The sequence below is a fragment of the Frigoribacterium sp. UYMn621 genome (assembly GCF_040549525.1).
Classification (GTDB): domain Bacteria; phylum Actinomycetota; class Actinomycetes; order Actinomycetales; family Microbacteriaceae; genus Lacisediminihabitans.
The window spans coordinates 365286-389416 of record NZ_JBEPTM010000003.1; the positions used below are offsets into that span (position 1 = coordinate 365286).

The 24131-nt window shown below is 67.1% G+C and carries 18 protein-coding genes; 8 read left to right on the plus strand and 10 right to left on the minus strand.

What is annotated here, in order from left to right:
• Window positions 1-43: 43 nt before the first annotated feature.
• Window positions 44-271: a hypothetical protein gene (locus ABIB54_RS08120; protein ID WP_354575006.1), complete on the minus strand. Its 228-nt coding sequence runs from the start codon at window positions 269-271 to the stop codon at window positions 44-46.
• A gap of 2 nt (window positions 272-273) precedes the next feature.
• Window positions 274-2850, minus strand: a complete 2577-nt coding sequence (gene valS / locus ABIB54_RS08125) for a valine--tRNA ligase (RefSeq protein ID WP_354575007.1) — start codon at window positions 2848-2850, stop codon at window positions 274-276.
• A 197-nt stretch (window positions 2851-3047) separates the two neighbouring features.
• Here valS and ABIB54_RS08130 point away from each other — a divergent pair, with 197 nt between their 5' ends.
• On the plus strand, window positions 3048-4280 hold the full coding sequence (locus ABIB54_RS08130; protein ID WP_354575008.1) for an amidohydrolase: 1233 nt from the start codon (window positions 3048-3050) through the stop codon (window positions 4278-4280).
• On the opposite strand, the gene ABIB54_RS08135 is transcribed toward ABIB54_RS08130, so the two are convergent.
• Genes ABIB54_RS08135 through ABIB54_RS08155 form a run of 5 tightly spaced genes read right to left on the minus strand, consistent with a single transcriptional unit; the run spans window position 4267 to window position 10912 of the window.
• On the minus strand, window positions 4267-5913 hold the full coding sequence (locus ABIB54_RS08135) for a glycoside hydrolase family 13 protein (RefSeq protein WP_354575010.1): 1647 nt from the start codon (window positions 5911-5913) through the stop codon (window positions 4267-4269). The two genes, ABIB54_RS08130 and ABIB54_RS08135, sit on opposite strands and share 14 nt — an antisense overlap.
• Before the next feature lie 52 nt (window positions 5914-5965).
• Complete coding sequence (locus ABIB54_RS08140; RefSeq protein ID WP_354575012.1) at window positions 5966-7531, minus strand: dipeptide ABC transporter ATP-binding protein; 1566 nt, start codon at window positions 7529-7531, stop codon at window positions 5966-5968.
• Window positions 7528-8325 carry an ABC transporter permease gene (locus ABIB54_RS08145; RefSeq protein ID WP_354575013.1) on the minus strand — a complete coding sequence of 266 codons (798 nt, stop codon included), beginning with the start codon at window positions 8323-8325 and terminating at the stop codon, window positions 7528-7530. The genes ABIB54_RS08140 and ABIB54_RS08145 overlap by 4 nt, the downstream gene beginning before the upstream one ends.
• Entirely contained in the window at window positions 8322-9296 is a 975-nt protein-coding gene (locus tag ABIB54_RS08150) for an ABC transporter permease (protein WP_502917105.1), read from the minus strand. Before ABIB54_RS08150 ends, ABIB54_RS08145 begins: the two co-directional genes overlap by 4 nt.
• Entirely contained in the window at window positions 9281-10912 is a 1632-nt protein-coding gene (locus ABIB54_RS08155) for an ABC transporter substrate-binding protein (protein ID WP_354575014.1), read from the minus strand. The genes ABIB54_RS08150 and ABIB54_RS08155 overlap by 16 nt, the downstream gene beginning before the upstream one ends.
• Window positions 10913-10976: 64 nt before the next feature.
• Between ABIB54_RS08155 and ABIB54_RS08160 the strand changes: the two genes are divergently transcribed.
• Window positions 10977-11591 (plus strand): TetR/AcrR family transcriptional regulator, encoded by a 615-nt coding sequence (locus tag ABIB54_RS08160; protein WP_354575015.1) that lies wholly within the window; start codon window positions 10977-10979, stop codon window positions 11589-11591.
• A 149-nt stretch (window positions 11592-11740) separates the two neighbouring features.
• Entirely contained in the window at window positions 11741-12016 is a 276-nt protein-coding gene (locus ABIB54_RS08165) for a DUF5652 family protein (RefSeq protein WP_354575016.1), read from the plus strand.
• Between the two features lie 3 nt (window positions 12017-12019).
• Here ABIB54_RS08165 and ABIB54_RS08170 read toward each other — a convergent pair whose 3' ends face one another.
• Window positions 12020-12970 (minus strand): cation diffusion facilitator family transporter, encoded by a 951-nt coding sequence (locus ABIB54_RS08170; protein ID WP_354575017.1) that lies wholly within the window; start codon window positions 12968-12970, stop codon window positions 12020-12022.
• A gap of 244 nt (window positions 12971-13214) precedes the next feature.
• Between ABIB54_RS08170 and ileS the strand changes: the two genes are divergently transcribed.
• From ileS to ndk, 4 genes are read left to right on the plus strand one after another with little or no spacing between them, the layout of a single operon-like run.
• Window positions 13215-16613: an isoleucine--tRNA ligase gene (gene ileS / locus ABIB54_RS08175; protein ID WP_354575019.1), complete on the plus strand. Its 3399-nt coding sequence runs from the start codon at window positions 13215-13217 to the stop codon at window positions 16611-16613.
• Window positions 16606-17997, plus strand: a complete 1392-nt coding sequence (locus ABIB54_RS08180; RefSeq protein WP_354575021.1) for a bifunctional folylpolyglutamate synthase/dihydrofolate synthase — start codon at window positions 16606-16608, stop codon at window positions 17995-17997. The genes ileS and ABIB54_RS08180 overlap by 8 nt, the downstream gene beginning before the upstream one ends.
• Window positions 17994-18404: a DUF4233 domain-containing protein gene (locus tag ABIB54_RS08185; RefSeq protein ID WP_354575022.1), complete on the plus strand. Its 411-nt coding sequence runs from the start codon at window positions 17994-17996 to the stop codon at window positions 18402-18404. Before ABIB54_RS08180 ends, ABIB54_RS08185 begins: the two co-directional genes overlap by 4 nt.
• 7 nt (window positions 18405-18411) lie before the next feature.
• Complete coding sequence (ndk, locus tag ABIB54_RS08190) at window positions 18412-18828, plus strand: nucleoside-diphosphate kinase (protein ID WP_354575023.1); 417 nt, start codon at window positions 18412-18414, stop codon at window positions 18826-18828.
• Window positions 18829-18916: 88 nt separating this feature from the next.
• Here ndk and ABIB54_RS08195 read toward each other — a convergent pair whose 3' ends face one another.
• A complete protein-coding gene (locus ABIB54_RS08195) occupies window positions 18917-19807 on the minus strand; it encodes a DsbA family protein (RefSeq protein ID WP_354575024.1) in 891 nt (296 codons plus the stop codon).
• Between the two features lie 104 nt (window positions 19808-19911).
• Window positions 19912-20913 carry a vitamin K epoxide reductase family protein gene (locus ABIB54_RS08200; RefSeq protein ID WP_354575025.1) on the minus strand — a complete coding sequence of 334 codons (1002 nt, stop codon included), beginning with the start codon at window positions 20911-20913 and terminating at the stop codon, window positions 19912-19914.
• A 420-nt stretch (window positions 20914-21333) separates the two neighbouring features.
• Between ABIB54_RS08200 and ABIB54_RS08205 the strand changes: the two genes are divergently transcribed.
• The gene (locus ABIB54_RS08205) at window positions 21334-24054 is read left to right on the plus strand and encodes an Rne/Rng family ribonuclease (RefSeq protein WP_354575026.1); all 2721 of its coding nucleotides are present in this window, start codon (window positions 21334-21336) and stop codon (window positions 24052-24054) included.
• The last annotated feature ends 77 nt before the right edge of the window (window positions 24055-24131 follow it).

Genomic DNA, 24131 nt, shown 5'->3' on the forward strand with positions numbered 1-24131 from the left:
CCTGGGAGCCGAGCCCCTGTTGGCCGCGTTCGCCCGCCGAGGATCAGTCCGTCGACGCGACGATGAAGACCTCGCCACCGGAATAGCGGATGACCGTGCCATCATCGAGCTCGACGACGGGGTTTCCCTCCAGCCAGGTGAGCGTCCAGCGCAGCAGGCTGGTGTCGATCCCTTCGAGGTCGGCCTCGATCGACGTCACGGCGTCGATGACGAGTTGGGGGAGGCGGGCCGGTGCCTCGGCACCGACCGCCCAGCGAGTTCCCATCTGCATGATCAGTTCTCCACAAGTGTCGGGGTGAGCACGACATCGCTCACCGTGATCTCGGCTGCCTCGACGAAGTCGATGGTGGCGATGCGTCCCACGTCGCGAAGATCGTCGAGGGCGAGTTGTAGCGTGGCCGGCCCGCTGATGGTGGCGGAGGTGACATCCGCCTTCTGCGATGCCTTCGCATCGGTCTTCGCGCGTCGGATGCCGATGAGCGCCTCGCCGACGAGGGCCAGGAGCCCGGTGGGCGTGGCTTCGGTCGGCGCGGTTGGCCACTCGGAGACATGCACCGAGCCGTCGTGGGTCCACGACCACACCTCTTCGGTGGCGAAGGGGATGAACGGTGCGAACAGTCTCAGCATCACCTCGAGTGCCGAGCGAAGCGCGGTGACGGCGGAGGCCTGGCCTTCCGGCGAGTCGGTCGAGTAGACCCGTTCCTTCACGAGCTCGAGGTAGTCGTCACAGAAGGTCCAGAAGAACTTCTCGGTCACCTCGAGGGCCTTGGCGTGGTCGAAAGCGTCGAAGGCCGCGGTCGCCGTCGCCACGACAGTCGAGAGCTCGGCGAGCATGTCGATGTCGAGGGGGTGCGTGACCGAGTCGGTGAGGCCCTCCGCGGGTGCCGGGAAGCCATAGACGAACTTGGCGGCATTCAGCACCTTGATCGCCAGGCGTCGACCGATCTTGATCTGCTTGGGGTTCTGCGGATCGAAAGCCGCGTCAGTGCCCAGCCGGCTCGATGCGGCCCAGTAGCGCACCGCATCCGATCCGTGCTCGTCGAGCATGCCGGAGGGGGTCACGACGTTGCCCTTTGACTTCGACATCTTCTTGCGGTCGGGGTCCACGATGAAGCCGGAGATCCCGGCGTTCTTCCACGGCACGCTGTGGTTCTCGAGCTCCGCGCGCAGCATGGTGGAGAACAGCCAGGTGCGGATGATGTCCTGGCCCTGGCTGCGCAGCGAGTAGGGGAACACGAGGTCGAAGAGCTCGGGATCCCGTTCCCAGCCGCCCGCGATCTGCGGCGTGAGGGAGGAGGTGGCCCAGGTGTCCATGATGTCGACCTCGCCGATGAAGCCTCCGGGGACGCCGCGCTGGCTCTCGTCGAATCCGGGGGCGGGGGCGGATGCCGGGTCGACCGGCAGCGCGTCTTCGCCGGGAACGATCACGGCACCCTTCTCGCCCTCGGCATCCAGCTCGTACCAGACCGGGATCGGCACGCCGAAGAAGCGCTGGCGGGAGATGAGCCAGTCGCCAGTGAGGCCGTTGACCCAGTTGTCGTAACGCACCCGCATGAAGTCGGGCACGAAGTTGACCTCCTGGCCGCGCTCAAGCATGGTGTCGCGCAGCGTCTCGTCTCGAGCACCGTTGCGGATGTACCACTGCCGGGTCGACACGATCTCGAGGGGCTTGTCACCCTTCTCGAAGAACTTGACCTGGTGCATGATCGGCTTCGGGTCGCCGATCATCTCGCCGCTGGCCCTCAGCAGCTCCACGCTCTTCGCCTTGGCGCTGAAGACCGTCTTGCCGGCCAGCTCTGCGTAGGCCGCGAGCGCACCCTCGCCCATGATCGCCTCCGGCGCCTCCGCCACAATGCGTCCGTCGCGACCGATGATCGTGCGGTTGGGAAGGTCGAGTTCGCGCCACCACACGACGTCGGTCACGTCTCCGAAGGTGCAGACCATCGCGATGCCCGATCCCTTGTCTTTCTGGGCGAGGTGGTGGGCGCGCACGGGCACCTCGACGCCGAACAGGGGAGTCTTCACGGTGGTGCCGAACAGGTGCTGGTAGCGCTCGTCATCCGGATGTGCCACCAGCGCCACGCAGGCCGCGAGGAGCTCGGGGCGTGTGGTCTCGATGAAGACCTCGGTGTCCGCGGCGTGGAAGGCGAGGCGATGGTACGCCGCCGGCTGCTCCTTGTCTTCGAGCTCGGCCTGGGCTACGGCGGTTCGGAACGTCACGTCCCACAGGGTCGGGGCATCCGCCTGGTAGGCCTCGCCGCGGGCCAGGTTGCGCAGGAACGCGCGCTGCGCGGCGGTCTGGGCCTCGTCGCCGATGGTGCGGTAGCTCTGGGTCCAGTCCACGCTGAGTCCCAGCTTGCGCCAGACGTCCTCGAACTGCGTCTCGTCCTCTGCGGTCAGTCTCTCGCACAGTTCGATGAAGTTGCGTCGCGCGATCGGCAGCTGGTCTGCGGCCTTGGATGACGCGTTCTCTCCGCCTTCGAGCGGCGGGGTGAACCCGGAATCGTAGGGCAGCGTCGGGTCGCAACGCACACCGTAATAGTTCTGCACGCGGCGCTCGGTGGGCAGGCCGTTGTCATCCCAGCCCATCGGGTAGAAGAGATTCTTGCCCCGCATGCGCTGGTAGCGCGCGATGAGGTCCATGTGCGTGTAGCTGAAGACGTGCCCGATATGCAGGCTCCCGGATGCCGTTGGCGGCGGGGTATCGATGGAGAAGACGTTGTCTTTGGTCGCGTTGGCCCGGTCGAACCGGTGAGTGCCGGCGGACTCCCAGGCGGCATCCCACTTCGCTTCGAGCCCTTCGAGGGCGGGCTTGTCGGGAATCTGATCAGCACGGTTGGCGGACGCCATGTCGTTCTCCGGTTCGATATATGCGGCACCGAGTCGGTGAAGAGGTGCCTGAGTGTGTGAGTGAGGCAATTCTACAGGCGGCTCACCAGGCGGCGGCCATCGCGAGCCGGTGGCGCCTGCCCGGTGCTGGGCCGGGCCGGGCAGGGCCGGGCCGAAAGACCCTCGACTTGCGGGAACGCCGGGAATAGCCTTCCGCCATGAGCATCGACCTCGATTCCATCTACCGCGATGTGCACTCCCATCCCGAACTCAGCCACGCAGAGCACCGGACGGCGACAGTCGTGGCCACTCACCTCGCTCGCATGGGACTGGCGGTGACCACCGGTGTCGGAGTGACCGGCGTTGTCGGCGTACTGGAGAACGGCGAGGGACCCGTCGTGCATCTGCGCGCCGACATGGATGCCCTCCCGGTTCGCGAGGAGACGGGCCTCGACTATGCGAGCACCGCGACCGTGGTCGATGGCTCGGGCTCCGAGGTCCCCGTGATGCACGCCTGCGGGCACGACATGCATGTCACCTGCCTTCTCGGCGCGGTCGAGCAGCTCGTGCAGCGTCGCGTGGAGTGGTCGGGCACCCTCGTCGCCGTGTTCCAGCCGGCGGAGGAGACCCTCGCCGGAGCTCTCTCGATGGTCTCGGACGACTATGTCGGTCGCTTTCCGCGGGCCAGCGTGGTGCTCGGACAACACGTCGTTCCCCTCCCGGTGGGAATCGTGGCCCTCCACGCCGGCCCGACCATGGCCGGCACCGACAGCCTCGAGATCGTGTTCACCGGCGTGGGCGGACACGGGTCACGACCGCACACCACTATCGACCCGGTGGTCGCGGCCTCCGCGGCGGTGCTGCGCCTGCAGACGATCGTGTCTCGAGAGTGCGACCCTGCCGAACTCGCCGTCGTCACCGTCGGCAGCTTTCACGCGGGCTCCAAGAGCAACATCATTCCGGCGACTGCGACCCTCGGCGTCAACGTGCGTACGGTGACGACCGAATCGCGCACCCGGGTGCTCGATTCCATCGAGCGGATGGTCAACGCCGAGGCATCCGCGTCGGGCATGCGCGTCGAGCCCGTGATCACGGTGGTCGAGCGGGGGCCAGCGACGGTGAACGATTCGGCCGGCACCGAACGCCTGCGGCGGCGGTTCATCTCAGAGTTCGGAGACGCGGCGGTGATCGATCCCGGCGTTCTCACCGGCAGCGAGGACGTGGGAGAACTGGCGAGGGCCGCGGGCGCGCCCCTCGTGTTCTGGTTCTTCGGCGGGGTCGACCCCGCTGTGTTCGCGGCGGCAGCCGCATCCGGCACTGTCGATCGCGACATCCCGGGGAATCACTCGCCGCTCTTCGCCCCGGTGCCCGAACCGACGATCGCGAACGGGGTGCGAAACCTCACCGTCGCCGCGCTCGAATGGTTCAGCCCCGTGGTCAGCCCAGCCTGACGACCCGCGCCTCCCAGGGGCGCAGCTCTGCCGCCACATCCGTCACGTCCGGGTAGTTGCCGATCACCAGCTCACCCGCGACAGGCAGCGGCAGCTCGAGCACTTCCGAAGAGAAGTTGCCCACGACAAGAAAGGTCTCGCCGTCGAGCGAGCGGGTGAAGGCGTACAGGGTCGGATGCTCCGGCTCGAGCATCACGAAGTCGCCGAGCGCCACGACCGGCGACTCGTGCCGCAGCGCGATGAGTCGTCGGTAGAACTCGAAGATCGACCGGGAGCCGGCGGCTCGATCCGCCGCGACGTTGATAGTGCTGTGATTGGGTGTGATCTCGAGCCAGGGGGTGCCGGTCGTGAAGCCCGCGAGCGCCGTCGCATCCCACTGAACGGGCGTGCGCGCGTTGTCGCGGCTGCGGAAGGCGAGCGAGGCGAGCACCTCGGCGGGGGAGGCTCCGGATGCCACTTCTTCGTCGTAGTAGTTGAGCGACTCGATGTCGTGGTACTGCTCGATGGTGGTGAAGCCGGCGTTCGTCATGCCGATCTCGTCACCCTGGTAGACGTAGGGCGTTCCGCGGTGCAGGTGAAGGATGGCGGCGAGCAGGGTGGCCGACTCGAACCGGAACTGCCCGTCATCGCCGAACCGGGAGACGGATCGCGGCTGGTCGTGGTTGCCGAAGTAGAGGCTGTTCCAGCCCGATTCGGCGAGACCGGACTGCCAACGCCCGAGAGAACGCTTGAGATCCACGAGCTCGAGCGGCACGTTGTCGAACTTCGTGCGCGGTCCGTGGTCGAGACCCACATGCTCGAATTGGAATACCATGTCGAGCTCGAGCCGGTCGGAACTGGTGAACCGGATGGCGTCATCCACCGTCGCACCGGGTGTCTCGCCGACCGTGATGAGGTCGGCATCCCGCCCGGCGAAGACCTCGCGGTTCATCTCCTGCAGGTAGTCGTGCACCTGATCGCCCATCACGAAGCCGGGGCTGTCGCCCACGAGGTCGGACTGCACCTTCGCGATGAGGTTGATCACGTCCATGCGGAAGCCGTCGACGCCTCGGTCAAGCCACCAGTTCATCATCTCGTAGACGGCGGACCTCACCTCGCGGTTCTCCCAGTTGAGATCGGGCTGCTTCACCGCGAAGAGGTGCAGGTAGTACTGGCCGGTCGCGGCGTCGAGTTTCCACGCCGGTCCGCCGAACATGCTGCGCCAGAGGTTGGGCTCGCGGCCGTCCACACCGTCGCGCCAGACGTACCAGTCGCGCTTCGGGTTGGTCAGTGAGCCACGGGACTCCTCGAACCAGGCGTGCTCGTCGCTCGTGTGGTTCACCACGAGGTCCATCACGATCTTGATGCCGCGGGCGTGCGCCTCGGCCAGCAGGAGGTCGAACTCCGCGAGCGACCCGAAGAGCGGGTCGATGTCCCGGTAGTCGCTGATGTCGTAGCCGTTGTCGGCCTGGGGAGAGCGGTAGATGGGGGAGAGCCACACGACATCCACGCCGAGCTCCTGGAGGTAGTCGAGCTTGCCGCGGATGCCGCCGAGGTCGCCGATACCGTCTCCGGTGGAGTCCGCGAAGCTGCGCGGGTAGATCTGGTAGACGACGGCGGAGGTCCACCAGGCCGGCGCGATATCGATGCTCACCCGATCAAGTCTTTCACGCGTGACCTCTGCGCCCGTGCGGGCGAGATTCCCGTCAGTCGGTCATCGGCAGGCGCGGCGCGGAGGCGAGCAGCTCCCTCGTGTAGTCATCCCGCGGCGACCCGAACACCGACTCGGTCGCGCCGGCCTCGACGATCCGGCCGTGCCTCATCACCAGCACGTCGTCGCTCATGTGCCGAACAACGCCGAGATCGTGCGTGATGAACAGGTAGCTGAGGCCGAGCGAGCGTTGCAGGTCGTCGAGCAGGTCGAGAACCTGTGCCTGCACCGACACGTCGAGGCTCGACACCGGCTCGTCGCAGATCAGGATGTCCGGACGTGGCGCGATGGCACGCGCGATCGCGACGCGCTGCTGCTGGCCGCCGGAGAGATGCCGCGGGCGGCGGGCGGCCAGCGCTGGGGTGAGCCCGACCGACTTCAGTAGGGCGGGCACGCCCTCCGTGCCGCCGAGGGCGTCCGCGAGGATGCGCCCGACCGTCCAGCGCGGATCGAAGGAGCTGACGGCGTCCTGGTAGATCGCGCCGATACGCGCGCGACGGGCTCGTCTCGCGGACTCCGGCACACCGCTCCACGGCTCGCCCAGCAGGGAGACGTGCCCGGTATCCGGTCGCTCGAGGGCGAGCACCAGGCGGGCCAGGGTGGTCTTGCCCGACCCGGATTCGCCGACGATTCCGAGGGTGCGCCCGCGCTGCAGGGAGAAGCTGACGTCGTCGACGGCCTGAAGGGTGTCGAATCGCCGGGAGAGGCCAGTCGCGGCGAGCACCACGACGGGCTCCACGATGGACTCCATCGGCATTTCGAGAGCCCGCGGCTCTTCCGTGAGGCGGGAGAAACGAGGCCGTCCGGCTGGCACGGCCGCGATCAGCCTTCGGGTGTACGGATGCTGCGGGGCCGAGAGCACCGAGTGGGTCGGGCCGCTCTCGACCACGCGTCCCTCGCTCATCACGAGTACCTGGGAGGCCAGCCGGCTCACCACGGCGAGGTCGTGACTGATCAGCAGGACCGCGGCTCCCTCGTCTCGCAGCCGTTCGAGCAGATCGAGGATTCCGGCCTGCACTGTGGTGTCGAGCGCGGTGGTCGGTTCATCGGCGATGAGCAGCCAGGGCTGCAGCGCGATCGCCGAGGCGATGACAGCTCGTTGACGAAGCCCTCCGGAGAGCTCATCCGGACGCTGGGATGCGCGCAGCGCTGGGTTCGGCATGCCCACCTGCGCGAGGAGTTCGAGCACACGGGCCTGACGCTCGGCGGGGGAGAGCGCTGAATGCAGCCGAAGCGGGTCTGCGATCTCCCGTCCGACCGGTCGCAGCGGATCGAGGGCCACCAGCGCCCCCTGCGAGATGAAGCCGATGTCCCGCCCGCGCAGGCGCTGCAGCCGCCGGGGGGAGGCATCCGCGATGTCGGTCGCGTCGAAGCGCAGTGTCGACGCGGTGACTGTGCCGCCGGTGAGGCCGAGCAGCGCCCGCGCGGTGACGCTCTTGCCCGAGCCGGATTCGCCGACGATGGCGACGCACTGCCCCGGTTCGATGTCGAAGGAGACGCCCGAGACGACGGGCGCCCCGAAACTCACGGCGAGGTCACGCACGCTCACGAGAGGAGTCATGGTCGCCGGCTCCGTTCCTGCAGTCCGCGTCCGACCAGCGTCGTGGCAACCGCGCTGATCAGGATGAACAGTCCCGGAAAGAATGTCATCCACCAGGAGGAGGCGAGGTAGGTGCGACCCGCCGAGAGCATCGCCCCCCACTCGGCCGCGGGCGGCACCGCACCGAGCCCCAGGTAGCTGAGCGAGGAGGCCCAGACGATCGACTGGCCGATGCCAAGGGTGACAAGCACGAAGAGCGATCCGGCCACGTTGGGCAGCACGTGCTGCCAGAGGAGGAACCACCAGCCGCGCCCGAGGACGGTCGCCGATTCGAGGTAGGGAGCCCGGCGCACCACGAGCACCCGACTGCGGATGATGCGGGCATAGCCCGGCGCGGTGGCGAGCCCCACGGCGATGGTCGAAGTGACGACCCCGGGTCCGTAGACGACGATGAAGAGCAGCGCGAGAAGCAGCCCGGGGAAGGCGAACAGCACCTCGAGAAAGCGGGTGGTGCCGAAGTCGAGCCAGCGCGGACCGAGCCCGGCGAGCAGCCCGAAGACGAGCGCGAGCCCGACGCCGATGGCCGTGGCGGAGACGCCGATCAGGAGGGAGGCTCCGGCGCCGTGGATGATGCGCGTATAGATGTCCCTGCCGGATTCGTCGGTGCCGAAGAGGTGGCCGACCGACGGGGCTCGGAAGCTCTGGGCGGGATGGATGGCCAGCGGATCGGCCGGTGCGAGGAGCCCTGGCGCCAGGGCCGCGAGGAGCAGGAAGAGGAGCGCCCCGACTCCGATCCAGGGCAGGATGCGTCTCATCGAGCACGCAACCGAGGGTCGACCAGGCGGTCGGCGAAGTCTGTCAGTGTCGTGACAAGCATGTAGCCGAGGGCGACGACCAGCACGACGCCAAGAACGAGCGGAACATCCCGTTGCTGCACCGCCGAGAGCAGGCTGCGACCGAGTCCGGGCCGGGCGAAGATCGTCTCGACGACGACGGCCCCGCTGATGAGGGAACCGAAGGCCCAGCCGGCCAGCCCGATCGCGGGGATCGCCGCGTGACGAAGCGCATGGCGCCAGAACACTCCGCCGGGTCCCTCGCCGCGAGCCCGGGCGGCGAGGACGAAAGGCGAGCCCATCGCATCGAGGATCGATTCGCGCATCACCTGCGCGAGGAATCCGGACAGGGGCAGGGCGAGGGTGAGAACGGGCAGCACGAGTCCGAGCGGCCCGGGCACGCTCACCGGCGGCAGCCAGCCGAGAGTGGTCGAGAACAGCAGGATCAGGCTGATCGCCAGCCAGAAGTGCGGCACCGCAGCGGCGACGACCTCGAGCACCCAGCTGACGGCGGATGCCGCCCGCCCGCCCTGGGCGGACCAGGCCGCGAGCGCGAGGGCGATCATCGCCGCAACGATCAACGCCACCACAGCCAGCACAAGGGTGCCGCCGAGGTTCTCGCCGACGACGGCGATCACCGGCCGTTTGAGCGCGTAGGACGTGCCGAGATCGCCCCGAAGCATCCGGCCGAGGTAGAGGAGGTATTGAACGAACAGCGGTTGGTCGAGACCGTAGTCGGCACGAGCCTGGGCGAGGGCCGCCGCGCTCGCCTGGGAACCGGGCCCGCCGAGCACCGCCTCCGCTGGATCACCGGGAATCAGCCGGATCGCGAAGAAGGCGACCGTGGCAACGGCCCAGAGCACGAAGGCGACACCGCCGGCCCGCAGCAGCGCCCAGGGTGCCCAGCGCCTGCGCCTCCCCGCCCCCGGTAGTGCCGCTACCGGGAGAGCCACGAGTCGTACATCGTGGGGGTCGATACCGTCGGCATCGCCCGCAGGCCCTTCACCAGGGAGCGGTGCAGGTAGTGGTTCTGCTGGTCGTAGAGCGGCAGGATGTAGAAGCCCTTCAGCACGATCTGCTGCGCCCGCTTGTACAGGGACAGGCGTTCGGCTTCGTCGGAGGAGACGGCGGCCTTCTCGAGCAGCGCGTCGAGCGCCGGGTCCTTCACCTGCGAGTGGTTGGCGAAGTAGCCGCTCGGCGCGGGGATGGTGCCGGCGGAGTCGAACAGGATGCGCAAGACATCCGGGCCCACCTTCGTGTAGGGGGCGCTCACGAGGTTGTACTGGTTCTTGCCGAGAGCGCCGTACCAGCTGGAGAGGTCGAGGGGCTCGAGGTCGACCTTGAACCCGGCCTGCTTCGATGTCGCCTGCAACTGCTCGAACAGCGACTGCTCGGCGGGGATCGACTGGTTGGTGCTCACCGGAAAGGAGACTTCGAGCACGGCGCCGCCTTTGGTGCGGTATCCGTCGGCGTTCTTGGTGGACCAGCCCGCCTCATCCAGAAGCCGGGCTGCGGCCTTCTGGTCGTAGTCGAAGAGTGAGGGATCGGAGAATCCGGCCTTCTCCACGCTCGACAGTGGAGAGTAGGAGCGCTTCGCGGTGCCGAAGAAGAGGCTCTTGACGGCATCGTTCACGTCGGCGGAGCGAATGAAGGCCTCGCGCACCTTCGCATCGTCGAACGGCGCGATGCTCGAGTTCAATTCGATGCGATTGGATGCCCCGGGCCGGGGAGCGTCGATGGCGACCAGATCGTTGCTCTTCTTCGCGGCGACGAGGGTGTCCGGTTGCACATTGTCGATCACGTCGACGGTACCGGCCTGCAGCGCGGCGTAGCGCGAGGCGGAGTCGGGCAGGAATCGCCAGTCGATCGCCTTCAGGTAGGCGCGGCCGGTGTGGGCGGCATCCGCCGGGGGAGAGGTGTAGTCGTCGTTGCGGACGAGGCTGATCGACTGCTGATGCGTCCACTTCTTCACGACGAACGGTCCGGTGCCGACGGGCCACTCGCAGTTCACGGCCTGGCTGCGCTTCAACGCAGTGGCGGACTCGATCGCGAGCCAGGGCTGGGAGAGCGAGTCGAGCAGTGCACTGTCGGGCGTCGAGAGGGTGAAGCGCACGACATCCGCCGACACCGCGGTCACCGCGGTCACCTTCTGGAGGGCCAGGTAGCCGGTGGATGATCCGGTGGCCGGGTCCTGCACGTGCGCGACATTCGCCGCGATCGCGTCGGGGGTGAGGGCGGTGCCGTCGGTGAACTTCACGTTCTTCTTGAGGGTGAAGTCCCAACTCAGTCCGTCGGACGACTCCGACCACGTGGTGGCGAGCCAGGGGATGATGTCGCCCGCGGTGTTCTTGGAGACGAGGGATTCCAGGTACTGGGTGGCAACGAGCGCCTGCGGATAGTTGCCCCCGACGTGGGGATCGAGGCAGTCCGGCTCCGCATCACCGGAGGCGTAGACGAGTGTGCCGCCGGAGACCGGTGTCGTGCTCGTCGGCGCCGGGGCGGCGCTGCAGCCACTCGCGATGAGCGCGACTGCGAGAATGGAGATGACGGGGGCGACGGCACGTTTCACGACGGAGACTCTTTCGGTTCTATTATTGGACTCAGTACAACATTACGCCCCAGCGGAGGAACACATGGTCCAGGGCACACCGAACGCCGTCGGTCGCCCGCGCACCTCATCCCGTGCCGTCATCGAGGATGCCGCGGCCGAGCTGTTCCTCGAGAACACCTACGCGCTCACGACGATCGAACAGATCACGCAGCGGGCCGGTGTGAGCCGCAACACCTTCTTCAATTACTTCGCCGCCAAGAGCGACGTGCTCTGGGTGGAGTTGGATGCCGCGATCGACCGCCTCACGCTCGAGCTGCAGGCGGTCCCGGAGGGTCGCCCCGCGCTCGCCGAGATGCGCGCGGCGACACTGCGTGTGGTTGCCGAGATCGGCGTGGACCGCGTGCCCCTCGCCCTGACCCAGGACGATGTGATGGGCACTGCCGAGGAGACGCGGGTATCCGGTCTCGCCCGTCTCGCCCGCCGATCCGACCTGATCGCGGTGTTCCTGGCCCGGCATCTGAACCGCGACCCGGAGGATCTGCTCGTGCTCAGCGCCGCGAACGCGCTGTCCGGAGCGATCTCCGCCGCCTGGACCGTCTGGGCTCGAGACGGCATCGGCCGCCGACCGCTCGCCGAGTACATGTCCGAGGCCTTCGACGTCGTCTCGGCCGGCCTCACCGCGTCGCTGGTCGAGTAGGTCGTGGCCCGCAGAGCGCAATCCGGGCGTCTGCGGACAAACCGGGCCGGCAGGCCGACCCGGTTTGTCCGCAATGGCCCGTTTTTCGGGGAGGCGACCGGGACGTTTGGCCCTGTACCCGAGCGCGTCGGCGGCGCAGACTGGCAGGCATGTCGAATTGGATGGAACACAAGAAGCCGGAGCCCGCGCAGCTCGCCCTGATCTCGCTGCTCGCGGCCTGGACCCTCGCCTGGAAGGGCGCCTCGCTCTGGCACGCCGCCAAGGACGACAGCAAGCCGTGGTTCGCCGTGTTGCTGCTGAGCAACACCATGGGCCTGCTCGACGCGCTGTACATCTTCCGGGTCAGTCGCACCCGGAGACTCGCGGTGGAGGACGCCCGGCGCGACGACGACTATCCGCAGCAGACACACTCCATCGAGGACTGAGCCTCAGGCCAGCTCGAGCGACGGCTCGTCGGGGGTCGAGAGCGAGAGCAGGGCCTCTTCGATGTGCTCGTTCTGGCGCAGCGACTCTTCGATGCGGCGAAGCGAATAGGCCACATGGGTCTCGGTGTCGTCGCCGACGATGTCCACCGACGCCACGAGAAACACGGTGCCCGGTCCGACGAACTCCAGATGGAGGTAGGTCACTCGCTCGATCTCCGGCCGCTCGAGCAGTCCGCCGAGCACGTCGTTGCGCAGCCCGTCATCCGGATTCTCACCGATGAGGAACCGACGGTTACGGTCGATCAACACGATCGCGACCCCGCCGAGAAGCACCCCGACCAGAATCGAACCGAGGGCATCGAACGCCGCGAGTCCCGTGACCTGATGCAACAGGATGCCCAGGAACGCGAGTGCGAGACCGATGAGTGCCGCGGCATCCTCGGCGAAGACGGCCCGCAGGGTGGCATTCGAGCTGGTGAGAGCGTAAGCCCCCGTGCTGATCCCGCGACGCTTACCGCCGGCCCTGGCCTGGCGGAAGGCCTGGGTGAACGAGATCCCCTCAAGCACGAAGGCGACAGCGAGCACGATGTACGCGATGCCGAAGTTCGTGGCATCCTCCGGCATCATGAGCTCCTGGATGCCGTGCCAGATCGAGACGACGGCTCCGGCGGTGAAGATGCCGAAGGCCGCGAACATCGACCAGACGTAGGCCTCGCGACCGAAGCCGAGCGGATGCCGGTCGTCGCGCTGTTTCATCGATCGTCGATCCGCGATGAGCAGGAAGATCTCGTTGCCGAAGTCCGCCCAGGAGTGTGCCGTCTCCGCGACCATGGACGCGGATCCCGTGATCACCGAGGCGACGGTCTTCGCGATGGCGACCAGCAGGTTGGCACCGAGCGCGATCACGACCGTGAGCGATCCGCCGGCGGCTGCGGGGGGAACGGGATCTGTCACCGATTCAGTCTGTCACCTCACGTAGAATTGTCTGCAACGACATCGATCCGGCAATCACCGGGGAGTCTTCGGAAGAGCGGCGGCCACCCACGGGCGGCAGCCGGGTAGAACCGAACGGGTCTGGCCCGTCATCGCCAATGAACAAGCGGCCGCCCCTCACGGGAAGGCAAGCGGGGTGGTACCGCGCGATCCGAAACCATCGGGATCGCGTCCTCGTCCAGTTGAACGTGTGACCTGGAGAGACATGACTTACCCCCTCAGCGACGGCTCGGATGCCGGCGACGCCGGCCTGACCGCTTCCCCGGACTTCCCGGCGATCGAGAACGGAATCCTCGCCTTCTGGAAGAGGGATGACACCTTCCAGGCTTCCATCGACCAGCGCGAGGGATGCTCCGAGTGGGTCTTCTACGACGGTCCGCCATTCGCCAACGGCCTGCCGCACTACGGGCACCTGCTCACCGGCTACGCGAAGGACCTCTTCCCGCGCTACCAGACCATGCGCGGCAAGCTCGTGCACCGTCGGTTCGGCTGGGACACCCACGGTCTTCCCGCAGAGCTCGAGGCGATGCGGCAGCTCGGCATCACCGAGAAGCACCAGATCGAAGAGATGGGCATCGCCACCTTCAACGAGAAGGCGCGCGAGTCGGTGCTCGAGTACACCCGCGAGTGGGAGGACTACGTCACTCGCCAGGCACGATGGGTCGACTTCGAGAACGACTACAAGACCCTCGACATCACCTTCATGGAGTCGGTCATCTGGGCCTTCAAACAGCTCTACGACAAGGGTCTGGCCTACGAGGGATTCCGCGTGCTTCCGTATTGCTGGCACGATGAGACGCCGCTGTCGAACCACGAGTTGCGCATGGATGACGACGTCTATCGCATGCGGCAGGACCAGTCCGTCACCGTGACCTTCCCGCTCGACGGCGCGAAGGCGGAGTCGCTCGGGCTCACCGGGGTCAAGGCGCTCGCCTGGACGACGACACCGTGGACGCTGCCGACCAACCTCGCCCTGGCCGTGGGGCCCGCCATTTCGTATGCAATCGTGCCGAGTGGTCCGCTCGGGGCATCCGATGGTTCTGCGGAGGGCGTTGCGGAGTTCCTGCTCGCTGCCGACACCGTCGCTGCCTACGCGAAGGACCTCGGCTACGGCTCGCCCGAGGCCGCCGTCGAAGCTATCGAGAGAACGCTGCTCGGTTCCGAGCTCGGCGGGGTCACCTATGCCCGCCTCTGGGACTACTACGCGGATGTCGAGACCTGGGGCACCGGCAACGCCTGGCAGGTCCTCGTTGCCGACTACGTCGCCACCGGTGAGGGCACCGGCATCGTGCACCAGGCGCCCGCCTACGGCGAAGACGACCAGATCACGTGCGCCGCTGCCGATATCCCGGTGATCATCTCCGTCGACGACGGCGGCAAATTCCTGTCCCAGATCTCGGATGTCGCGGGCCTGCAGGTCTTCGATGCCAACAAGCCGCTCGTGCAGAAGCTGCGCGCCGACGGCCGCCTGCTTCGGGTGGCGAGCTATGAGCACAGCTATCCGCACTGCTGGCGCTGCAAGAACCCGCTCATCTACAAGGCGGTGTCGAGCTGGTTCGTGAGCGTCACGAAGTTCCGTGACCGCATGGTGGAGCTCAACGAGCAGATCAACTGGGTGCCCGACAACGTGAAGGACGGCCAGTTCGGCAAGTGGCTGTCGAACGCCCGGGACTGGTCGATCTCTCGCAACCGCTACTGGGGATCGCCGATCCCGATCTGGAAGAGCGACGACCCGGAGTACCCGCGCGTCGACGTGTATGGATCGCTCGACGAGCTCGAGGCGGACTTCGGCGTGCGTCCCACCGACCTGCACCGCCCGTTCATCGACGAGCTCACCCGGCCGAACCCCGACGACCCCACCGGCAGGTCGACCATGCGGCGCATCGAAGACGTGCTCGACGTGTGGTTCGATTCCGGATCGATGCCGTTCGCGCAGGTGCACTATCCCTTCGAGAACGCCGAGTTCTTCGAGGAACACAACCCCGCGGACTTCATCGTCGAGTACATCGGCCAGACCCGCGGCTGGTTCTACATGCTCCACGTGCTGTCGACGGCTCTCTTCGACCGGCCGGCCTTCCGCAACGTGATCAGCCACGGCATCGTTCTCGGCAGTGACGGGCAGAAGATGTCAAAGTCGCTGCGCAACTATCCGGATGTCTCCGAGGTCTTCGACCGGGACGGCGCGGATGCGATGCGTTGGTACCTCATGTCGTCGTCGGTGATCCGCGGCGGCAACCTCGTGGTCACGGAAGAGGGCATCCGTGAGGGAGTGCGCCAGCTGATGCTGCCGCTGTGGAACAGCTACTACTTCTTCACGCTGTACGCCAACGCCGCGAAACCTGCTGGTCGAGTAGCGAGCGCCAACGAGCGTGTCCCGACCGATGAAGCGGGTCTCGACACGGGCGCGGAGCGCCCTACTCGACCAGCGCAGGCCGGCTACACGGCCACGCTCCGCACCGACTCGAGCGACGTGCTCGACCGGTATCTGCTCGCCAAGACCCGCCAGGTGATCGGGGATGTCACCGCCCACCTCGACAACCTCGACAGCCCGCTCGCCGCGAACTCGCTTCGCGACTTCGGCGACGTGCTCACCAACTGGTACGTGCGGCGCAGCCGCGGTCGCTTCTGGAGTGGCGACAGCGCTGAGGCCTTCGACACGCTCTACACGGTGCTCGAAACCCTCACCCGCTTGGCGGCACCGTTGCTTCCGCTCATCAGTGAGAAGATCTGGAAGGGACTCACCGGCGGTCGCAGCGTGCACCTCACCGACTGGCCGGATGCCGCGTCGTTCCCGGAGGACGATGCTCTCGTCGCCACGATGGACCGCGTCCGCGAGATCGCGTCCTCCGGGCTCGGTCTCCGCAAGGCGACCGGGTTGCGCGTGCGGCTTCCCCTCGCGGAGCTCACCGTCGTCGCCGAGAACTCGGCAGACCTGCGGTCCTTCGCCGACATCCTGCGCGACGAGCTCAACGTCAAGGCGGTGGTGGTGCGCGAGCTCGGGGAGGACAGCCTCGGCGAGTTCGGCATCCAGCGCAAGCTCACGGTCAACTCCCGCGCAGCCGGACCCCGCATCGGCAAGCAGGTGCAGCAGGTGATCCAGGCGGCCAAGGCCGGAGACTGGACCTCCAACGGCGAGAACGTCATGGTCGGCGGCATCGAGTTGCTCCCCACCGAGTTCGAACTGCAGTTGCAGGCGGCGGATGACGCGCAGGCGATCACCTTCCTGCCCGGCGGCGGCTTCGTGCTGCTCGACACGGTGACCACGTGGGAGCTCGAGGCGGAAGGGCTCGCCCGCGACCTCATCCGTGGAGTGCAGGACACCCGCAAGGCCGCCGGCTTCCAGGTTAGCGACCGCATCGACCTCACCCTCTACTTCGAGTCCTCGTCAGAGCGGGCCGGAGTCGAACCCTTCGAAGCCACCATCGCCGAAGAGACCCTCGCCCTGGCGATCAAGGCCGTAGAGACCGACGGGAGCGTGGAGGCGTACGCTGCCCAGCACGGTCACGCCGGAGCCTTCCGTTCCCTCATCCGGGCCGGGCAGTACGCGAACAGCGGCGACGTGCTCGTCGAAGTCACGATCCATGGAGCAGCAACCGATGTCTAAGAACCCCCTGTCCGAAGATCCAGAACTGGGAGACGACGCGCTCTTCCAGAAGGATGCCGACGCCGTCTACCAGGAGCTGCTCGCTCGCATCGGCGAGGGGCACCCGCAACCGCGCCTGGCCGCAACACGACGCGTGGTCGAGCTGCTCGGTGATCCGCAGCGCTCGTACCCGATCATCCACATCACCGGAACGAACGGCAAGACCTCCACGAGCCGCATCATCGAGAGCATCCTGCGTGCCTACGGACTGCGCACCGGGCTCTTCTCGAGCCCGCATCTCGTGCGCGTGAACGAGCGGATCCTCGTCGACGGCGAGCCGATCACCAACGAGGCCTTCGTCGCCAACTACCGCGACATCAAGCCATACCTCGAGATGGTGGATGCCGAGCTCCGCGCCGTGGGTGACGCTCCGCTGGCCTTCTTCGAGGCCTTCACCGCGCTCGCCTACGCGAGCTTCGCCGATGCCCCGGTGGATGTCGCGGTGATCGAGGTCGGACTGGGCGGCGAGTGGGATTCGACGAATGTGGGCGACGGCCAGGTGGCGGTGTTCACCCCGATCTCGCTCGACCACACCGCACGCCTCGGCAACACCGTTGCGCTCATCGCGGCGACGAAGGCTGGCATCATCAAGCCCGCGGCGGCCGTCGTGACCGCGACCCAGCCGGAGACCGCCCTTGCCGAGCTCGAGCGGGCGAGCGAGCTGATGGAGGCGAGCCTCGCCGTGCAGGGCACCGCATTCGAACTGCTGTCGAACACCGTCGCGGTCGGCGGCCAGGTCATCTCGGTGCGCGGGCTCGCGGGCACCTACGACGAGCTCTTCCTTCCGCTCTTCGGCGATCACCAGGCGCAGAACGCCGCCGTCGCGATCGCCGCCGTCGAGTCGTTCCTCGGCGGGGGCGAGCAGACGCTGGTGGGCGATGTGCTCGCCGAGGGCATCGCGACGGCGTCCTCACCGGGACGCCTGCAGGTCATCGGCATCGAGCCGACCGTGATCATCGATGCCGCGCACAACCCGGATGGGGCGCGATCTCTCGCCGCGGCACTCGGCACCTATTTCACCTTCGACGAGGTGGCCATCGTGCTCGGGGTGCTCGACGACAAGGACGCCCGCTCGATCGTGGCGGCCCTCGCTCCGGTGGCGGAGGTCATCCTCGTCACGGCCTCGAGCTCCGAGCGCGCCGTGCCCGTCGATGATCTCGCGGAGATCGTGCGCGAAGTCGCCCCCGACACCTCCGTCGACGACTACGACACCCCGGGCGAAGCGATAGCGGCTGCCCGGGCCTGGGCAGAGAAGGCCCCCCGCCGTGGCGTCGTCATCACCGGGTCGATCACTCTCATCGGCGACGCCCTGGTGCTCGCGGCGGCAGAGGGGTGGAAGCGATGACGGAGGCGGATGGCGCACGCCCGCCTCGCACTCGGGTGCGGCGCGAGCGTTCCGCGAGCGAATCGCTGCTCTCCATCGCACTCCTCCTCGAGGCCGTGCTTGTCTTCTTCGTGGTGATGGTGGCCTTCGGCCTCCAGGTTCTCGCGACCCCGGTGGTGTTCGGCGGGGGAGCGGTGCTCGTCGTACTGCTGCTCGTCGCCGGCAGGCTCGCCGGCCGAGCCATCGGGGTCTGGCTGGGCTGGGCACTCCAGGTCGCGCTCATCGCCCTCGGCATCCTGCTGCCGCTGATGTATTTCATCGGCGCGATCTTCGCGGCGATCTGGATCTACTGCTTCGTCACCGGCCGGCGTCTCGACCGCCGCAAGGCCGCCTATCTGCTCGACAACTCGTCCACCCCCAACAATTAGGAGCCCCATGAGCACCGAAGAAACCCTCGTCCTGGTCAAGCCGGATGGCGTGTCCCGCAACCTCACCGGCGAGATCCTGCGCCGCATCGAAGCGAAGGGCTACCAGCTCGTCGATATCAAGCTCGTGCAGGCGAGCCGTGAACTGCTAGCGAAGCACTACGAGGAGCACGTCGGAAAGCCCTTCTACGAACCGCTCATCGAGTTCATGGAGAGTGGCGCCATCGTCGCGCTGCGAGTCACCGGCGAGCGGGTGATCGAAGGCTTCCGATCCCTCGCCGGCACGACGGATCCCACCGCCGCGGCCCCCGGCACGATCCGCGGTGATCTCGGACGCGACTGGGGGCTCCGCGTGCAGCAGAACCTGGTGCACGGGTCCGACTCGCCCGAATCCGCGGAGCGCGAGCTCGCCCTCTGGTTCGACTGAGACCTCGTCGACCCGCACGACACGACTTCGCACGATTCCGGGCATCCGGAGCGGGCGAAGTCGTGCCTGGGGCTGTACCGCCTCGCGCCTAGGGCGTGGGGGTCGAGCTGGGTGACGGGGTGATTCCGGCGGCGCTCGCCGCGAAGGAGATGAAGTCTCCCGTGCCATCCCAGCGCTTTCCATTGACGACCACCGTCGGGGTCGAGAATCCGCCCGCCGAGGGGTTTACGAGCGAGGCCGTGCCCGTCGTGACCTGCGTGGTATTGCTCACCCATGACTTGAACTTCTCGCTATCGATGCAGCTGTTCACAGCGGGGTCGCTGATTCCCGCCTCTGCCACGAGCGCCTTGATCTCTGGGTCGGTGAGTCCAGAGGTTCCCTCGGTGGGCTGCTTGTCATAGAAGACCGTCTGGGCATCGAGGAACTTCGTCGGGTCGTAGTTCGCAATGCAGGCGGCCGCATTGGCGGCGCGGCTCGCATAGCGGCTGGTCTGGTAGTTGCGGTCGAGAATCGAGACGGGATGCACCTCGAGGGTGGCCGATCCGCTCGCGACGAGCTGCTGGATCTGAGCGGAGTAGGTGGCTTCGAATGACTTGCAGGCCGGGCAGGCCCAGTCAACGTAGGTGACGATGTGGGCGAGCCCGTCGGAGGCAGTGGTCTTCGTCGCCTTCGGCTTGCCGTCTGCCGAGGCCGCTGCGGTGGTCGTTGGGGTGGCCACACCGCCTTTGCCGGTGAAGAGGATGCCGCTGCTCGCCATGTTCTTCGGGCCGGGAGCCCCGGGTGCGGCGGGCTGCACGACTATCGCGACCACGATCGCGATGACCGCGAGGATGGCGACACCGATGCCGCCCTGCAGCAGGATCTTGTTGCGACGCTGGCGCCTCTTCTCGGCCTCGCGTTCGATGCGCGCGGTCTCGCGGGCGGCCTCCCGTCGATCCTTCTTGCCCTGCGGGGAGTTCGAGGTGCCGGAAGCAGCCATGTGTCGGTAACCAACGTTCTGTGAGATGGACGAAAATCTGGGCAGAAATTACGGGGTGAAGCTGGGACGAATCATGGGGGAGGCTGAATGTTCACTGGCGGAGCTCAGAGTCGATGGATGACGTCGAGCTGAACCTGCGCGAGGGCGGCGACCACCACGTAGCTCACGAGGGTGATGAGCGGGACGTACCCGTATGCCGCAGCGCCGAGATCGCGAAGACGTGCCGAAACGGGAATGTGCCCGGACTTCAGGTTGAAGAAGGTAATCAGCCAGAACGAGGGGATCACCACCGACCAGGTGGCCATGCACCACGGGCAGAGCGTGCCGAGCATGAAGATGCTCTCCGTGATCAGGAAGATCACGAAGACGAGGGCGAGAGTGATTCCCACATTGAGCGCGATCCAGAACCAGCGCGCGAAGGTCACGCCGCTGATGATGAGCACGGCGATCATGAACATGGCCATCCACCCGCCCACGCCGATGAGCGGATTCGGGAAGCCGAACAGCGAGCCCTGCCACGAGGAGAGATTCTTGCCGCACTGCACGAGGACGCTCACGTTGCACGAGGGCGCGACGCCGGGAGTGGTGAAGGTGCCGACCTTGTCGACGGTGAGGCGGAAGGCCGCGAAGAACCCGGCGACGGATGCCACGGCAAGGAACATCCCGAGCTCGAGGGGTCTCCCGTCCCGACGGAGTCGTGGCACGGCCAGCGCGAAGACGAGGGCCATGAGCACGAGCTGCGCTGCGAGAAGCCAGGACACGGCGAGGTGCGGAACTACCGCGAGATACAGGGCCCAGACCTGGAAGAGCACTCCGACGGCGAAGATCGTGGCAATGGCGCGCCACCAGCCGGCGGAGATGCGTGCACCGGAGAATTGCGCGGCACCGACCGTGAGAGCGATCACGAAGAGGGCCATCGAGAAGGGCGATGACGGGTATCCGAGTTCGTTGTCGGCCCCGAGCAGCTTGGGGATACCGCTCGCCGACTCGATGCCGACGAAGGCGATCACCGTGCTGGCGAAAGAGACGAGAACTCCGGCGGCGCCGGTCGCGGTGAGGAGGAGAGTGCCACGGGGGGAGGGAGTCGCCGGTGGGGTCGTGGTCACCCTGAGGATTATTGCATGAGCCAAATGCGGCGTAACTGGCAAGGCATGCGATAATTTGGAGATGTCATTCGAGCCGCGCTCGATATGACGCCAAAGAATGCTTACCGGGCACTGTGTGACGAAACCTGAGGGTTGCCGAACGCAACACCGGGCCGCGCTGAATCGGCTTTGATCCGCCCAAGGATCGATCCCCATCGAGAGCGTGTCGGATAGCGAGTTCCGAACAGAATCACCAAGACAAGCGAACGAGACCAGAGCCAGCCCCAGCGTGTCACAGCGACCGGGGGCCGGGGTTCGGTGTCAGAGCGAAGAATTAGCGGCACATCGACCGAGGCCAGAACCGCCGGAGTCGAAAACCGCGACGAGAGAGTACCCGACGGGTCGCGCGGCTTCCCGTACCGGGCTAGGAGTGCACCAGCGATGGTGGAGACAACTACAAACAACAACGACGGTTCGGCTCAGAACGAACCGAAAAAGCGTTCACGCCTCTTCGGATCGCGCCGGGCATCCAAGGCCACAGCGGCTCCGGAACCGACGGCGGCCGCACCGTCCGTGAAAGCTCCGGAGCCGGCAGCGGCTCCGGAACCCGTGGCAGCGGTCCGTCAGCAGGCGGCATCCGCAACTCCGCAGGTCGGTGACGCCCCGACCAAGGCGACGAAGGCCGAGCAGCCCGAGGCCGCATCTGGTGCTGGCACCGCGGCGGCCACCTCCGAGGCCCCCGCCAAGCGCGCTCCGGCCCGCCGGCCCGCGGCGAAGCAGGATGCCGCGAAGTCCGACGATTCGATCGCCGAGACGGTGACCGAGCCGAACGCCGCGGCGGCGAAGAAGGCGCCGATCGCGCGCCCGACCACCTCCCTGCTCTTCCAGGCTCCCGACCTGCCGGTGCTCCCACCGCGGTCGGACCGGGACGACGACTTCGACGACGAGCCCCGAGACAACAACAGGGGGTCGCGGAACTCTCGCAACAGCCGAAACGATCGCACCTCTGATCGCAACGACGATCGAAACTCTGACCGCGACCAGCGGGACGACGACGGCGAGCAGACGACGGTTCGCCGCCGTTCACGCCGTCGCGCCGGGGATGAAGACCGCGACTCGAACGGTGGCAACTCGGGCAACTCCAACCCGACCAACACTGTCGTCAAGGTGCGCACTCCGCGCCCGGCGCCGGAACTCAGCAACGAACCGACCAAGGTCCGCGGCTCCACGCGGCTCGAAGCGAAGAAGCAGCGCCGCCGCGACGGCCGTGACGCCGGCCGCCGTCGCCCGGTCATCACCGAGGCGGAGTTCCTGGCCCGCCGCGAGAGCGTCGACCGCAAGATGGTCGTGCGCTCCAAGTTCAACCGCATCCAGATCGGTGTGCTCGAAGACGGCGTACTGGTGGAGCACTATGTCGCCAAGGCGGCGGATGCCAGCCTGATCGGCAACGTCTACCTCGGTCGCGTGCAGAACGTGCTGCCGAGCATGGAGGCGGCCTTCGTCGACATCGGGCGCGGCCGCAACGCCGTGCTCTACTCCGGCGAGGTCGACTGGGAGGCCGCGGCGGAGAACTCCGCCGATGGCAAGAGCCAGGCCCGTCGCATCGAGCTCGCCCTCAAGCCGGGCGACAAGGTGCTTGTGCAGGTGACGAAGGATCCGGTCGGCCACAAGGGCGCCCGCCTCACCAGCCAGGTCAGCCTGCCCGGTCGCTACCTCGTGTACGTGCCGAACGGCTCGATGAACGGCATCAGCCGCAAGCTCCCCGATACCGAGCGCGCTCGTCTCAAGAAGATCCTCAAAGAGGTGCTCCCCGAGAACGTCGGTGTCATCGTGCGCACCGCTGCCGAAGGTGCGACCGACGAGCAGCTCACCCTCGACGTCAACCGTCTCACCGCGCAGTGGGCAGCGATCAGCGCCACCCTGGAAACGGTGCAGGCGCCGGCCCTGCTGCACAGCGAGCCGGACCTCCTGGTCAAGATCGTGCGAGATGTCTTCAACGAGGACTTCCACGAGCTGGTCATCGATGGCGAGGACGCCGAAGCCACCATCAAGACCTACCTCTCGCAGGTGGCCCCCGATCTCGTGGACCGGCTGAAGACCTATGAGGGCACCGTCGACTCGTTCGACGAGTACCGCATCACCGAGCAGATCGAGAAGGCACTCGACCGCAAGGTGTGGTTGCCTTCCGGCGGTTCGCTCGTCATCGACCGCACCGAGGCGATGACCGTCGTGGACGTCAACACCGGCAAGTTCGTCGGCTCGGGCGGAAACCTCGAAGAGACCGTGACGAAGAACAACCTCGAGTCGGCCGAAGAGATCGTGCGCCAGCTGCGCCTGCGCGACATCGGCGGCATCATCGTCGTCGACTTCATCGACATGGTGCTCGAGTCGAACCGCGACCTCGTGTTGCGTCGGCTCGTCGAGTGCCTGAGCCGCGACCGCACAAAGCACCAGGTCGCCGAGGTCACCTCACTCGGCCTGGTGCAGATGACGCGCAAGAAGCTCGGGCTCGGCCTCATCGAGTCGTTCAGCGAACCCTGCGAGTTCTGCGCGGGACGCGGCATCATCATCCATCACGACCCGGTAGTGCGTCACCGCCAGTCCGCCCAGCCCGAGACGCCCCGTCGCGGACGCGGCAAAGGCGGCAACGGCAACGGCGGCACCGAGTCCGGGCGGTCGAACGGCTCGTCGAACAACGGTTCATCGGCCTCGCAGAAGCCCAACGGGGGAACCCACGCCATCACCGATGACGTGAAGAACGCCCTCGCCCAGATCGCTGCCTCCACGATCGCGCACGCTCATGTCGACGAGCCCACCGCCGTCGTCTCCGACGCTCCGGCCGAGGATGTCGCGGCATCCGCGGTCGCCGTCGAGGCCGCTCCGGTGGCTACTGTCGAATCGCCCCAGGTCGAGGCCGTGACGATCGCGGCGGCCGAGGCTGCCGTCGAGATCCTGGACATCCCGGTGAAGAAGAACTCGCGGGGACCGCGACGCATCTCCACCCACGATGCCGAACAGATCCTCGATTCGGTGCTGGATGCCCTTCCGGAACCGAAGCAGCCGGGGCAGGGGCGCTCACGCGTCTCTCGCCGCGCCTCCAGCGCCGGTACCGTTCGAACCTCCGAGCAGTCCGAGCAGTCCGAGGGTTCCGCGCCAGAGTAGCGAGCCGGGGTGGCGCCGACATCGTCACGTCGTAGGATTCCGCAGGTGGGCATCCGGGTAGCAGAGCGCGAGCGAAG

Excerpts from the sequence above, each read along its gene's own strand:
- ileS (WP_354575019.1), top strand. The coding sequence starts at position 13,215 with ATGACTTACCCCCTCAGCGACGGCTCGGATGCCGGCGACGCCGGCCTG.
- ABIB54_RS08165 (WP_354575016.1), top strand. The coding sequence starts at position 11,741 with ATGTCGAATTGGATGGAACACAAGAAGCCGGAGCCCGCGCAGCTCGCC.
- ABIB54_RS08120 (WP_354575006.1), bottom strand. The coding sequence starts at position 271 with ATGCAGATGGGAACTCGCTGGGCGGTCGGTGCCGAGGCACCGGCCCGC.
- ABIB54_RS08160 (WP_354575015.1), top strand. The coding sequence starts at position 10,977 with ATGGTCCAGGGCACACCGAACGCCGTCGGTCGCCCGCGCACCTCATCC.
- valS (WP_354575007.1), bottom strand. The coding sequence starts at position 2,850 with ATGGCGTCCGCCAACCGTGCTGATCAGATTCCCGACAAGCCCGCCCTC.
- ABIB54_RS08195 (WP_354575024.1), bottom strand. The coding sequence starts at position 19,807 with ATGGCTGCTTCCGGCACCTCGAACTCCCCGCAGGGCAAGAAGGATCGA.
- ndk (WP_354575023.1), top strand. The coding sequence starts at position 18,412 with ATGAGCACCGAAGAAACCCTCGTCCTGGTCAAGCCGGATGGCGTGTCC.
- ABIB54_RS08130 (WP_354575008.1), top strand. The coding sequence starts at position 3,048 with ATGAGCATCGACCTCGATTCCATCTACCGCGATGTGCACTCCCATCCC.
- ABIB54_RS08140 (WP_354575012.1), bottom strand. The coding sequence starts at position 7,531 with ATGACTCCTCTCGTGAGCGTGCGTGACCTCGCCGTGAGTTTCGGGGCG.
- ABIB54_RS08185 (WP_354575022.1), top strand. The coding sequence starts at position 17,994 with ATGACGGAGGCGGATGGCGCACGCCCGCCTCGCACTCGGGTGCGGCGC.
- ABIB54_RS08180 (WP_354575021.1), top strand. The coding sequence starts at position 16,606 with ATGTCTAAGAACCCCCTGTCCGAAGATCCAGAACTGGGAGACGACGCG.
- ABIB54_RS08205 (WP_354575026.1), top strand. The coding sequence starts at position 21,334 with ATGGTGGAGACAACTACAAACAACAACGACGGTTCGGCTCAGAACGAA.
- ABIB54_RS08145 (WP_354575013.1), bottom strand. The coding sequence starts at position 8,325 with ATGAGACGCATCCTGCCCTGGATCGGAGTCGGGGCGCTCCTCTTCCTG.